The organism is Brevundimonas sp. Marseille-Q4549 (assembly GCF_976940555.1).
In genome coordinates this window covers 290,375-301,865 of the sequence record NZ_CDRHXG010000001.1, presented here as the reverse complement: position 1 = coordinate 301,865, position 11,491 = coordinate 290,375, and the positions used below count along the sequence as shown (strand labels likewise).

The 11,491-nt window shown below is 69.4% G+C and carries 12 protein-coding genes and 1 riboswitch; of the genes, 5 read left to right on the top strand and 7 right to left on the bottom strand.

From position 1 onward, the window contains the following. Positions 1 to 13: 13 nt before the first annotated feature. A riboswitch (TPP riboswitch) is annotated at positions 14 to 123 on the bottom strand. Between the two features lie 16 nt (positions 124 to 139). Genes ACWPV3_RS01615 through ACWPV3_RS01600 form a run of 4 tightly spaced genes read right to left on the bottom strand, consistent with a single transcriptional unit; the run spans position 140 to position 2,099 of the window. Beyond that, positions 140 to 520: a hypothetical protein gene (locus tag ACWPV3_RS01615; RefSeq protein WP_453976581.1), complete on the bottom strand. Its 381-nt coding sequence runs from the start codon at positions 518 to 520 to the stop codon at positions 140 to 142. A gap of 6 nt (positions 521 to 526) precedes the next feature. After that, a complete protein-coding gene (locus ACWPV3_RS01610; RefSeq protein ID WP_453976580.1) occupies positions 527 to 1,357 on the bottom strand; it encodes a TIGR02587 family membrane protein in 831 nt (276 codons plus the stop codon). A 56-nt stretch (positions 1,358 to 1,413) separates the two neighbouring features. Then, positions 1,414 to 1,539 (bottom strand): hypothetical protein, encoded by a 126-nt coding sequence (locus ACWPV3_RS01605; RefSeq protein WP_453976579.1) that lies wholly within the window; start codon positions 1,537 to 1,539, stop codon positions 1,414 to 1,416. A gap of 29 nt (positions 1,540 to 1,568) precedes the next feature. Then, on the bottom strand, positions 1,569 to 2,099 hold the full coding sequence (locus ACWPV3_RS01600; RefSeq protein ID WP_292086986.1) for a hypothetical protein: 531 nt from the start codon (positions 2,097 to 2,099) through the stop codon (positions 1,569 to 1,571). Positions 2,100 to 2,270: 171 nt separating this feature from the next. Here ACWPV3_RS01600 and ACWPV3_RS01595 point away from each other — a divergent pair, with 171 nt between their 5' ends. The 3 genes from ACWPV3_RS01595 to ACWPV3_RS01585 all read left to right on the top strand — a co-directional run bounded on the left by ACWPV3_RS01595 (position 2,271) and on the right by ACWPV3_RS01585 (position 6,797). Continuing rightward, on the top strand, positions 2,271 to 3,209 hold the full coding sequence (locus tag ACWPV3_RS01595) for a nucleoside hydrolase (protein WP_453976578.1): 939 nt from the start codon (positions 2,271 to 2,273) through the stop codon (positions 3,207 to 3,209). Next, positions 3,206 to 4,051 carry a ribokinase gene (locus tag ACWPV3_RS01590; RefSeq protein ID WP_453976577.1) on the top strand — a complete coding sequence of 282 codons (846 nt, stop codon included), beginning with the start codon at positions 3,206 to 3,208 and terminating at the stop codon, positions 4,049 to 4,051. Before ACWPV3_RS01595 ends, ACWPV3_RS01590 begins: the two co-directional genes overlap by 4 nt. A 277-nt stretch (positions 4,052 to 4,328) precedes the next feature. Beyond that, complete coding sequence (locus tag ACWPV3_RS01585; protein ID WP_453976576.1) at positions 4,329 to 6,797, top strand: prolyl oligopeptidase family serine peptidase; 2,469 nt, start codon at positions 4,329 to 4,331, stop codon at positions 6,795 to 6,797. Positions 6,798 to 6,869: 72 nt separating this feature from the next. Here the strand turns inward: ACWPV3_RS01585 and ACWPV3_RS01580 are convergent, their stop codons facing one another. Continuing rightward, the gene (locus ACWPV3_RS01580; protein WP_453976575.1) at positions 6,870 to 8,000 is read right to left on the bottom strand and encodes a zinc-dependent alcohol dehydrogenase family protein; all 1,131 of its coding nucleotides are present in this window, start codon (positions 7,998 to 8,000) and stop codon (positions 6,870 to 6,872) included. A gap of 138 nt (positions 8,001 to 8,138) precedes the next feature. Here ACWPV3_RS01580 and ACWPV3_RS01575 point away from each other — a divergent pair, with 138 nt between their 5' ends. Then, complete coding sequence (locus tag ACWPV3_RS01575; RefSeq protein WP_453976574.1) at positions 8,139 to 8,573, top strand: acyl-CoA thioesterase; 435 nt, start codon at positions 8,139 to 8,141, stop codon at positions 8,571 to 8,573. 936 nt (positions 8,574 to 9,509) lie between these two features. Here ACWPV3_RS01575 and ACWPV3_RS01570 read toward each other — a convergent pair. Next, positions 9,510 to 9,710, bottom strand: a complete 201-nt coding sequence (locus ACWPV3_RS01570) for a hypothetical protein (protein WP_292086996.1) — start codon at positions 9,708 to 9,710, stop codon at positions 9,510 to 9,512. Between the two features lie 166 nt (positions 9,711 to 9,876). Here ACWPV3_RS01570 and ACWPV3_RS01565 point away from each other — a divergent pair, with 166 nt between their 5' ends. Further along, complete coding sequence (locus tag ACWPV3_RS01565; RefSeq protein WP_453976573.1) at positions 9,877 to 10,650, top strand: YebC/PmpR family DNA-binding transcriptional regulator; 774 nt, start codon at positions 9,877 to 9,879, stop codon at positions 10,648 to 10,650. Positions 10,651 to 10,652: 2 nt separating this feature from the next. Here ACWPV3_RS01565 and ACWPV3_RS01560 read toward each other — a convergent pair whose 3' ends face one another. Continuing rightward, positions 10,653 to 11,438, bottom strand: a complete 786-nt coding sequence (locus ACWPV3_RS01560) for a hypothetical protein (protein ID WP_453976572.1) — start codon at positions 11,436 to 11,438, stop codon at positions 10,653 to 10,655. Between the last annotated feature and the right edge of the window lie 53 nt (positions 11,439 to 11,491).

Sequence of the window (11,491 nt, the reverse complement as noted above, 5' to 3'; positions counted from 1 at the left end):
GTCCATGAATTCGGACCGAATGCGTTACTCATCCCTTCGCCGGCATGACCCGGATCAGGTTCGACGGGTCAGAGGAGAAACCTCTATCTCAGCCGCTCGATTGCGACCCCCCGGAGAACAGGGCCACCATAACCCAGCCTCAGGGCGCCGACCAGCCCTTGACCGCGACGGTCGCCGCGCGGGGGTCGCCGTCGAAGCGGAGATAGGCGCGGGCGTGGCCGTGGGCGGGGACGTAGTCCAGGGTCGCGGTGGCGGTCTGGTCGCCCAGCACGCCCTCGATGTCGACGGCGGCGGCGGTGTCGTCGCCATCGTTCCGTACACGGACGGTCGCCACGTGACCGGCGGCGGTGGACTGGATCGCGACGATGCGGGCGCTGAGCGCCGGGGGCGAGGGCGGCTGCAACGCCTCCCACACCACGATGCCGACGGCGGTCAGGGTGACGACGGCGCCGACGGCGGCCATCAGCCATTGCAGCATGGGGCGGGTCGCGGCGGGGGCGGATTTCTTCCTGGCGGGCATGGGCGGTCAGACCAGAAGGCGGGCGGCGGCGGCCCCGATGGCGGCGGGAAAGCCCAGCACGATCACGGTCTGGACCACGCCGGCGAGCGAATGGCCGTCGACCCGCCCGAACAGGGCCAGGGTGAACAGGCTAACCCCCAGGGCGATGGCGTAGCCGGGCAGGGTGAAATGCAGGAAGGCGGCGGCGGGCCGGTCGGCCTCTTCCTGCCCCGCGAAGCCCGCCTTGAACACGATCAGGTGCAGCAGCAGGATCGACACGGCGATCAGGGCCAGGATGTGGGCGGGCGAGGCCTTGTAGGCGATCAGGACGATCTCCTCGGTGGGGGCGATGTTCAGGGCGAAGAACAGGGCGCCCCCCGCCATCAGGAACAGTTCGCCGAAATAGGAGGCCTGATCCTCGTCCGTGTCGCCGCCCCCATCCCCGCTGAGCTGACGCCGGGCCAGAAGCGCGCCCATGGCGCCGGGCACGGCCTGAAGCGCGACCATGCCCAGGGCCTCGCGCGGGCGCGCGTCCCATTCCACTACGCCGAACAGGATCAGCAGCAGGGAGGCGGTGACGAAGCCGACCGCCAGGGCGACAGCCGTGTCCAGCGCGTCGTTGACCAGGCCGCGCCGCTTTGAAAACCCCGCATAGTAGGCCAGGCCGTACAGCAGCGGCAGGCCGGCGAGGATGAAGACCAGCAGCCGCCAGCGGCCCATGACCACGCCCTGCTCCCACATCTCCATCGTCATCAGAAGCGGGATGTTGAACACCAGGGCGCCGGCGAAGGCGCGGCCCAGATCCGACACATAGGCCCGCTCTCGATCCAGATTCACGAAGGGCGCGGCGGGGGTCATGCGACGGCAACGGTCGATGCGCGGCTTTGGCTCCCTGTCGCGCGGTAGCGAAGGGTTCAGTCTGGCCAGACCGGGATCAGCCGGTCGATGGCGGCCTCGATATGCGCCCAGCCCCGGTCGGCCACGCGGGCGCCGCCGCCGTCATGGACCGGGTTGTGTGCAGTCCCGCCGCCTCCGATCATTGGGACGCCTGCCGACGCTGCCGCTGAAGCTACCTGGGCGTAGAAGGCGCGGACTGCGGCGCGGGTTCGGCGCTGCGGATCTGGTTGTCGGGACGAACCCTGCCGGGCGGAACGCCCCCGGACGCGCCGCCGAAGCCTGGGCCCGGTGCGGCCTGGGTCGCCGACGGCAGAAGCGGCGTCAGGCGCTCGGCGGGCACGGCGAGACGGCCCTGAACGCCCTGTCGGCGCAAACTGGTCATGAAACGCTCCGAGGGGCGGGTCCAGGACTTCGGGTCCGGGCGCCAGTCGCGCAGGAGGCTGGCGGTCTGACGGATGGGGTCGCGCGTCGATCCCCGGGTCGGCGGGTCGGGAACGACCGCCGTCAGATCCAGCTCGATCGCCCAACTGCCCGCACAGCCGCCGGCCGCGTTCGTCCAGCAGTCGTCGTTGTTGGGGCCGCTGCAGGTGACGACATAGGCCTGACCCTCAAGGCAGTACATCATCTGATAGGCGTTGGCGGCCGGCGCGGCGAGCGCCAGCGCGACGCCTGCGGCTAAACCCATCGTCAGTTTCAGGCTCATGATCTTTCCCCCTCTTATGGTTGCGATACGCCCGGACCATGAAGCTTGACCGGCTGTGAATGGAGAATGAACGTCGTTCGATCAGGCGGACGGTCTCTGTCGTCGCGGGCGGGGGCGGTTTCGTCCGCGACGGGCCTTGCTCCTCGGCGTTCGGACCGCCAAACCAGGGGGGTGAGCATTCAATCCCTGATCATCGATTGCGACCCCGGCGTGGATGACGCCGTGGCGTTGTTCCTGGCCTTTGCGGCGCCCGAGCTGGAGGTGCTGGCCGTCACCACGGTCGGGGGCAATGTCCCCGGCGTCCTGACCCAGCGCAATGCGCGGATGGTGCGCCAGATCGCCGGGCGCGAGGACGTGCCGGTGTTCGGCGGGGCGGAACGGCCGCTGAAACGCCCGCCGGCGGGGGCGGGCGCGTTCCATGGCGCCGAGGGTCTGGGCGACCTGGAGCCGTTCGAGCCGACGGGGATCGTCGGCGACGGGCCGGCCGCCAACGCCATCGTCGATCTGGTGATGAGCCGACCCGAAGGCTCGGTCGCCGTCGCCGTCCTGGGGCCGATGACCAATCTGGCGCTGGCGATGCGGCGCGAGCGGCGGCTGGCCGAACGGCTGGGGCCGGTGGTCGTCATGGGCGGGGCGCGCAGCGAGGGCGGCAACATCACCGCCTCGGCCGAGTTCAACATATGGGCCGACCCGGACGCGGCGGCGGTGGTGTTCGGTTCGGGCTGTCGCGTGGTCGCCTTCGGCCTGGACGCGACGCATCAGGTGCGCGCGACCGAGGACCGGATCGCCGCCGTCGAGGCCATAGACAGCGCGGCGGCGCGGGCGACGGCGGCGATGCTGCGGTTCTCGCAGCGGGTGGAGCGCGAGATCGTCGGGTGGGATTCGGCTCCGCTGCACGATCCCTGTCCCATCGCCTGGCTGATCCGGCCCGACCTGTTCGAGACGAAGGCGTGCCGGATCGAGGTCGAGACCGCGTCCGACCTGACGCGCGGTCATACGGCGGTGGAGTTCCGGGTCGAGGCGGAAACGGCGCGGCATCGCTGGGCCACGGCGGCGGACGCCCAGGGGGTGTTCGACCTGATCGTCGACAAGTTGAAAGGCGCGGCATGAGGATCACGGTCGTCGGTTCGATCAATCTGGACCTGGTCGCCACCGCGCCCCAGCTGCCGGCGCCGGGCGAGACGGTGACGGGGGCGACCCTTGCGCAGCATCCGGGCGGCAAGGGCGCCAATCAGGCGCTGGCGGCGGAAAAGCTGGGGGCCGAGGTCAGCCTGATCGGCCGGGTCGGAAACGACGCCATGGCGGGCGAGGCCCTGGCCCTGATGGAGGATCTGGGCGTCGATCTGGCGGGGGTGGAGGCGGATGTGGCCGCCCCCACGGGGGTCGCCCTGATCGCCGTCGATCCGACCGGCGAGAACCAGATCGTGGTCGCGGCCGGAGCCAACCATATGGTCACGCCCGAACAACTGCCGCAGCGGATCGAGGGGGCGCTGATCGTCCAGCTGGAGCTACCGATCGAGACGGTGGAGGCGGCGGTGGGCCGGGCGACGGGCTTCGTCTGCGCCAATCTGGCCCCTGCCCGGCCGGTGTCGGAACTGCTGCTGCGCCGCGCCGACCTGATCGTGGTCAACGAGACGGAGGCCGCCTTCTACGGCGACGGCCTGCACCGGGGCGGCGGCCGGGTGGTCGTCACCAAGGGCGCCAGGGGCGCGGCCATGTACCAGCGCGGCGTCGAAATGGCCTGGGCGACCCCGCCGGCGGTGGAAGCCGTGGACACGACCGGCGCCGGCGACGCCTTCGTGGCGGCCATCACCGTGGCCCTTCTGGAGGGCATGGACCCCGCCGAGGCGCTGGCCTTCGCCTGCGCGGCGGGGGCGTTCGCGGCGACGCGGCCCGGCGCGCAGCCGTCGGCGCCGGAGCGGGAACAGGTGGAGGCGTTGCTGGGGCGCTAGGGAGAGACCCTCCTCGTCATCCCCGGGCTTGACCCGAGGATCGAGCGCGGGGCGTGCCGTGCGTCCAACCCCGCGCCCTGCGTCGGATCATCCGGCCCTCGGGTCAAGCGCGAGGGTGACGAGGGGAGAAGGCTGAAACCATAGGATCGCCTAATCGCGCGCGCCGGGTTGAGGGAATGCGCCAGCGGCGATGTGACATTGTAACGTCATTGAGGGTTGGCAGGAGCGCGTGGGCGGAGTTAGGTCTGGGGTTCGGGATTTGTGGGGACTTCAGGCGATGATGATGCGTGGACGTGGGGCCGGGCTGGTTCTGGCGGCGGTGTTGCTGAGCGGCGTGGCCGGTGCGGCTCTGGCCCAGACCGCGGCGCCGGCCGCCGGGCCGATGGTCTATCAGCAGCCGCCCCAGCCGATTGCGGACATATTGGACGCCAAGCCGACGCCGTCGTCGATGCTGAGCCCGGATCGGCGGACGCTGGTGCTGATGGATCGGTCGAACCTGCCCAGCATCAAGGCGCTGGCCGAGCCGATGCTGCGGCTGGCGGGGACGCGGATCAACCCCCGGAACAACGGCGCGGCCGAGAGCCGGGTCTCGTGGCTGACGAGGTTGAGCCTGCAGGCGGTGGATGGCGGACCGGCGCGCGTGGTGGCCCTGCCGGCGGGCGCGCGGTTCACGGCGGCGCGCTTTTCGCCCGATGCCAAGTCTCTGGCCTTCGTGCTGGACCGGCCGACGGGGCTGGAGCTGTGGGTGGTGGACGTGGCCTCGGCGCGGGCGCGCAAGCTGACCGAGCCGGTGGTCAATATGACGGGCGGCACGGGCTATGAGTGGCTGCCCGACAGTTCGGGCCTGCTGGTCGAGGCGGTTCCGGCGGGACGCGGGCCGGCGCCGGACGTGACGGCGGCGCCGACGGGACCGAACATCGAGGAGACGGCCGGCCGGGTCGCGCCGGTTCGCACCTATCAGGACCTGTTGTCGAACCCCGGCGACGAGGCCCTGTTCGACCATTATTTCACGTCGCAGCTGACGCTGGTTCCGTTGAACGGCCGTGCGCGGACGATCGGGACGCCGGCGGTCTATCTGGACGTGGCGGTGTCGCCCGACGGCAAATACATCCTGAACGAGATCGCCAAGCGGCCCTATAGTTATGCGGTGCCCGACGACCTGTTCCCGACCGAGATCAAGGTGACGGACATGACCGGGCGGGTGGTGAAAACCGTCGCCGACCTGCCTCTGCGCGACGACGTGCCGACGGCCTTCGACGCCGTGGCGCCGGGGCCGCGCTCGGTGGGCTGGCGGGCCGATGCGCCGGCGACCCTGACCTGGGTCGAGGCGCTGGACGGCGGCGACATCCGGCGCGCGGCCGAGTTCCGGGACCGGGTCTTCATGCAGGCGGCGCCGTTCACGGGCGAGCCGGTCAAGCTGATCGACCTGAAGGAGCGGTTCGGCGGCGTCGTGTGGGGCAAGGACGACCTGGCCATCGTCAACAGCCGCTGGTTCAACACCCGGCACGAGACGCGCTTCGTGGTCGATCCGTCCAACCCCGGCCAGGGGCGGGTGCTGCTGGAGCGGAACTATCAGGCGCGCTACGACAATCCGGGCCAGCCGGTGACGCAGCCGAACGCTGCGGGGCGGTCGACCATACGCTTTACCCCCGACGGCAAGATTCTGATGCAGGGGGCCGGCGCCACGCCGCAGGGCGAGTTCCCCTTCCTGGCCGCCCTGGACCCGGCGACGGGCCGCAGCGAGCGCCTGTGGACCTCGGCCGATACGGACTATGAGTTCGTGGTCGGTTTCCTGGATGCGGACGGCAAGCGGGTGGTGACGCAGCGCGAGACGCGGCTGGACCCGCCGAACCTGCAGATCCGCGACCTGACGACGGGCCAGACGACGCGACTGACGAACTTCCCCGATCCGGCGCCGCAGCTGGCCGGGGCGACGCGCCAGCTCGTGACCTATGAGCGGGCCGACGGGGTCAAGCTGTCGGGGACGCTGTATCTGCCCGCCGGCTACGACAAGGACCGCGACGGGCCGCTGCCGATGCTGATGTGGGCCTATCCGGCCGAGTTCACCGATGCGGCGGTGGCGGGCCAGACGGTGGATGTGCAGAACCGCTTCGTGCGGCCGGGCGGGTCCAGCCACCTGTTCCTGCTGACCCAGGGCTACGCCATCTTCGACAACCCCTCCATGCCCATAATCGGCAAGGACGGGGCCGAGCCGAACGACACCTATGTGCAGCAGCTGACCGCCGACGCCCAGGCGGCCGTGGACGCGGTGGTGCGGATGGGGGTGGCCGACCGCGACCGGATCGCGGTGGGGGGCCACAGCTACGGCGCCTTCATGACCGCGAACCTGCTGGTCCACACCGATCTGTTCCGCACCGGGATCGCGCGGTCGGGGGCCTATAACCGGACCCTGACGCCGTTCGGCTTCCAGTCCGAGCAGAGGAACTATTGGGAGGCGACCGAGGTCTATACCGAGATGTCGCCTTTCACCTACGCCAACCGGATGAACGAGCCGATCCTGCTGATCCACGGCGAGGCGGACGACAACTCCGGCACCTTCCCGGTGCAGTCCGAGCGGTTCTATGCGGCGCTGAAGGGGCTGGGGGCGACGGCGCGCTACGTCACCCTGCCGCTGGAGGCGCACGGATACCGCGCGCGGGAATCGGTGGGCCATACGCTGTGGGAAATGACCCGCTGGCTGGACCAGTATGTGAAGAACGCGCCGCCGAGGGCGGCGGCGAACTAAGGCGCTTCTCCTTCGTCATTCCGGGTTCGTCCTGCGGTGTCCCGGAATGGCGGAGGCTGACTGTTGTGAAGCCTAGGGCCGCACGATCAGCCGCACCACCTCGCCGGCGTGGAGGCGGTCGAAGCCGGCGTTGATGTCGTCCAGGGGAATGACGCCGCTCATCAGGCGATCGACGGGCAGGCGGCCCTGACGATACAGGGCGACGTAGCGGGGGATGTCGCGGCTGGGGACGCAGGTTCCGATGTAGGAGCCCTTCAGCGTGCGCTCCTCGCCGACCAGGGAGACGACGTTGACGGCGAGCGCCGCATCGGGCGGGGGCAGGCCGGCGGTGACGGTGGTTCCCCCGCGCCGGGTCATCGCCCAGGCGGCCTCCAGGGCGCGCACCGAACCGGCCATTTCGAAGGCGAAGTCGGCGCCGCCATGGGTCAGGGCGCGGACCTGATCGACCGCATCGGGGTCGGCGGCGTCGACGGTCTGGACCGGCCCCAGGGTGCGGGCCAGGGCCAGCTTGTCCTCGGACAGATCGACGGCGACGACGGGCGAGGCGCCCGAGGCCAGGGCGCCGAGAACGCTGGCCAGACCGACGCCGCCCAGGCCGACGACGACCACGCTCTGGCCCGCCCTGACGCCTGCGGTGTTCACCACGGCCCCGACGCCGGTCAGGACCGCGCAGCCGAACAGGGCCGCCTCCTCGAACGACAGGTCCGGGTCGATCCTGACCAGCGAGCGGCGCGAGACGACGGCGTGGGCGGCGAAGGCGGAACAGCCGAGGTGGTGGTTGACGGGCTCGCCCTCGCGGAAGATGCGGCGGGCGCCGGACAGAAGCTCGCCCCGGCCGTTGGCGGCGGCGCCCGGCTCGCACAGGGCGGGACGGCCGCCCGCGCACGGGTCGCAATGGCCGCAGGACGGCATGAAGACCATGACGACGTGGTCGCCGATGTTCAGGTCCGTGACGCCGTCTCCCAGCGCCTCGACCACGCCCGCCGCCTCGTGCCCCATGGCCATGGGCAGGGGGCGGGGGCGGTCGCCGTTGATGACCGAAAGGTCCGAATGGCACAGGCCGGCGGCCCTGATCGCGACCCGGACCTCGCCGGGGCCGGGCGGGTCCAGGGTCACGGTTTCGACCGACAGCGGGCGGCTGTCGGCATAGGGGCGGGCGGCGCCCGTGCGGGACAGGACGGCGGCGCGGGTCGTGAAGGACATCGGCGTCTCCCGGAGCGGCGCTGCGGCCAGCGCGTTCGTGATCGGACCTCTACCGATAGGCGCTTGACGCCGCGTCGTCCAAGCTAGAGCGTCGTCGTTCGAAGCGACCGATCAGACGTCGCCAGGGAGAGACGACCGATGCCCAAGAGGGAAGAAGGGCCGCTGGCCGAACGCGCGACCTACAAGGCCTACCACATGGTCTCCACGCGCTGGGCCGACAACGACCAGTACGGCCATATCAACAACGCCAAATTCTACGAGTTCGTGGACTCGGCGGTGAACGCCCACCTGCTGATCGCAGACGCCCTGAAGGAATCCATCGGCCTGGTGGTCGATTCCGGCTGCCGCTACACCTCGGCGCTGAAGTTCCCGGACGTGATCGAGGTGGGGATCAAGGTCGACAGGATCGGCACCTCCAGCGTCACCTACGGCTTTGCGGTCTTCAAGCGCGGCGTCGATGTCCCCGCCGCCATCGGCCATTTCGTCCACGTCTATGTCGACGCCGAAACCCGACGGCCCAAGCCCCTGCCCGCGAAGTTGAGGGCGGTGGTGGAGAACCTGAAGGCGGGGTGAGGGGGATGAAGATGCAAGGTTGGTTTGGGCGCGCGTCCCCATCCATTCTCGACCCGTTGGACCCTGCATAAGCTCCGCGACGATGGAAAAATGGATCGCTATCTCGAACCCGGAACGCCCGTCCGGAGGACTAACATGGGCGATAACACGTGGGAGGACGGGGTCGTCGTGCACTGCTGGTTCGACCCGGAAATCAGCGCCTACGATTGTTATGTCGCATTTTTCGGGGACGCGATCCCCGAGGGCAAACCACCGGTTAAGCCGTATGTCCTGCGGTACGCTTCGACTTCGTTGTCGGGGATGGAGGGCTAGTTTGCTCTCCGCGTCGGAGGCACTGGCCGATTTCGAGCCATTGCGGACATGCTTGCGTCACTTCAAACTGTAATGCAGCTATAATAGCCGATAATCTGCAGACGCGTTGCTGATGCCGTTACCGTTCGGACCTCGAAGGCCGCTTGGCCCAAAACAGCATTGGTTGTTCTTGTCCGTCTGGACTACCGGGACGCTGGCGATCGTTGCTGGACTGATCACGCTATTGCCGTACCGTCGCTTCGGCCCACCTCCTGCAGACTATCTCCAGACTGGCACGCTCACCTTGGCATTTGGGGTGATTGTACTGTTGGTCAGCTACCCTTTTCGCCGTCGCTAAGTCGGGTCAGGCCCACCTGACGCCTGCGCGCCTTGTCATGCCTGACCGGCGCGCTCTAGCCGAGCCATGATCGGTGAACTTCTCGACTTCGCCCACGGCAACGCCCGTGTGCTGATCGTGGTGTCGAAGCCCCGGCCTGACATCGACACGTTGCGGACCTTGCTGACATCCGCCTGAAGCGGGCGGCGTATCAGGCAGCCCGAGTGCAGCGGCGAGTCCGCCGGGCTTCTGGTCTGTCAGCCGTCCGAACGGTTACTCGTCGTGGCCTATGAGCTGGATCCGGGCCCTCAATCGTCCAGGCGGCCGGTCAGGAACAGGACGCCGACGGCGGTGAGGGCGCCCAGGGCGAAGGCGGTGACGACGGCGCCGGCGGCGACGGCCGTGGGCACGGTGACGGGGCGGGCTTCGTACCATTCGACGATGTCGGCCTCGTGCAGGTCTTCATCCATATAGCCTTCGGCTTCGTAGATGGTGTCGTCGGCGGTCATGGCGGGGCTCCCATACTCTGGTTCAGGATCAATACCCGCAAAGCGTCGCGGTTCCACCCCCGCGGCGGCCAAAGCTCGGGCGGCCACCGCTTTGGCGGATCGTGACAGCCCGCCGCGCATCGGCTAGGACGCGCGCCTCAGGTTTCAGACTCTCGAAGACGATCCCATGGCCGGCCACTCGAAATTCAAGAACATCATGCACCGCAAGGGGCGCGCCGACGCGCAGCGCTCCAAGCTGTTCTCCAAATTGTCGCGCGACATCACCGTCGCCGCCAAGTCGGGCCTGCCCGATCCGGCCGCCAACCCGCGCCTGCGCCTGGCGGTCAACAACGCCAAGGCCGAAAGCCTGCCCAAGGACGTGATCCAGCGCGCCATCAACAAGGCCGCCGGCGGCGACGTCGATACGATGGAAGAGGTCCGCTACGAGGGCCGGGGTCCGGGCGGCGTGGGCATCATCGTCGAGGCCCTGACAGACAACCGCAACCGCGCGGCGTCCAACATCGGCACGGCCTTCAAGAAGAACGGCGGCGCGCTGGGCGAGATGAACTCGGTCGCCTTCATGTGGGACAAGGTGGGCAAGATCGTCTACGCCGCCGAGGCCGGTTCGGAAGACGCCGTGATGGAGGCCGCCATCGAGGCCGGCGCCCAAGACGTCGAGAGCGACCTGGTCAAGCCCGACATCTACGAGGACGCGCCGGGCCACACCATCTGGACCGCCTTCGAGGACCTGAACGAGGTGGCGGAGGCCATGTCCAAGGTGCTGGGCGACCCCAAGTCCACCGCCATCGTCTGGAAGCCGCAGTCCGAGGTGCCGGTCACGGGCGAGGCCGTGGGGACGCTGTTCAAGCTGCTGGACGCGCTGGACGCCGAGGACGACGTGTCGGCGGTCTATTCCAACGAGGACGTGTCCGACGAGGACGCGGCCAAATACGCGGGCTGACGTCAGGCGGGTTCGGCCGTCGGCCTTGACGGCCGAACCGGCGAGCGACGCGGCGGAACGCGTCTCCACGCCAGAACGAGCGCCGCCAGCGCCGCCGCCATCGCGGCCAGGGCGAAGGGGGCGACGGGCAGCGTGCTGAAGCCCACCACGATCTGCGCCCAGGCCGTCGAGGCCGCGATGGTCTCGAACAGCAGGATATGGACCACCATGATCGCGGCGACGGCCAGGAAGGGCCAGCGCCCGCGGGGTTCGACCCAGGCGGCTGCAAGCGCCAGGGCGATGGCGATCAGTTCGCCCGAATGGAAGAAGCGTGGGATCGGCAGGCGAGCGATCACCGGCGGCAGCACCAGGATCGCCGTCGAGAGCAGGCAGGCCGCGTGGACGGCGATGTTGCGGCGTCGCGCCATGGCGACAGACACGAAGCCGACCAGGGCGATGGTCGAGAGGATGTCGTGCAGTCCCAGCCGGGCGCCCAGGGCGGCGTAGAAGGGATCGGTCTTCAGCGCGAACTTGGTCGCCATACTGTGCAGCACAAGGACGGCCGCGCCGGCGAACAGGGGCACGACGGCGAACACGGCCAGACCCGCCGCGCGATGCAGGCGACGATCCGCGCGGTGTGCGCTCCAGCTCTGAAAGCCGATCAGGGCCAGCCAGACCGTCGCCGTCATGCCGTGGGCATGGAAGGCGAAGGAGGCGGACGGCAAGACGCCGAAATAGGCCGGCCAGAAGGCCAGCAGTACGACTGGCGCCAGCAGCAGCATGGCCCATGCGGCATGACGATACGGCATCTGTCTTCCCCCAGCTTCCGACGGAGGATGTCACGCAGACCGATGTTCGCCAA

Excerpts from the sequence above, each read along its gene's own strand:
- ACWPV3_RS01570 (WP_292086996.1), bottom strand. The coding sequence starts at position 9,710 with ATGACCGCCGACGACACCATCTACGAAGCCGAAGGCTATATGGATGAA.
- ACWPV3_RS01610 (WP_453976580.1), bottom strand. The coding sequence starts at position 1,357 with ATGACCCCCGCCGCGCCCTTCGTGAATCTGGATCGAGAGCGGGCCTAT.
- ACWPV3_RS01615 (WP_453976581.1), bottom strand. The coding sequence starts at position 520 with ATGCCCGCCAGGAAGAAATCCGCCCCCGCCGCGACCCGCCCCATGCTG.
- ACWPV3_RS01585 (WP_453976576.1), top strand. The coding sequence starts at position 4,329 with ATGATGATGCGTGGACGTGGGGCCGGGCTGGTTCTGGCGGCGGTGTTG.
- ACWPV3_RS01560 (WP_453976572.1), bottom strand. The coding sequence starts at position 11,438 with ATGCCGTATCGTCATGCCGCATGGGCCATGCTGCTGCTGGCGCCAGTC.
- ACWPV3_RS01580 (WP_453976575.1), bottom strand. The coding sequence starts at position 8,000 with ATGTCCTTCACGACCCGCGCCGCCGTCCTGTCCCGCACGGGCGCCGCC.
- ACWPV3_RS01565 (WP_453976573.1), top strand. The coding sequence starts at position 9,877 with ATGGCCGGCCACTCGAAATTCAAGAACATCATGCACCGCAAGGGGCGC.
- ACWPV3_RS01590 (WP_453976577.1), top strand. The coding sequence starts at position 3,206 with ATGAGGATCACGGTCGTCGGTTCGATCAATCTGGACCTGGTCGCCACC.
- ACWPV3_RS01575 (WP_453976574.1), top strand. The coding sequence starts at position 8,139 with ATGCCCAAGAGGGAAGAAGGGCCGCTGGCCGAACGCGCGACCTACAAG.
- ACWPV3_RS01605 (WP_453976579.1), bottom strand. The coding sequence starts at position 1,539 with ATGATCGGAGGCGGCGGGACTGCACACAACCCGGTCCATGACGGCGGC.
- ACWPV3_RS01600 (WP_292086986.1), bottom strand. The coding sequence starts at position 2,099 with ATGAGCCTGAAACTGACGATGGGTTTAGCCGCAGGCGTCGCGCTGGCG.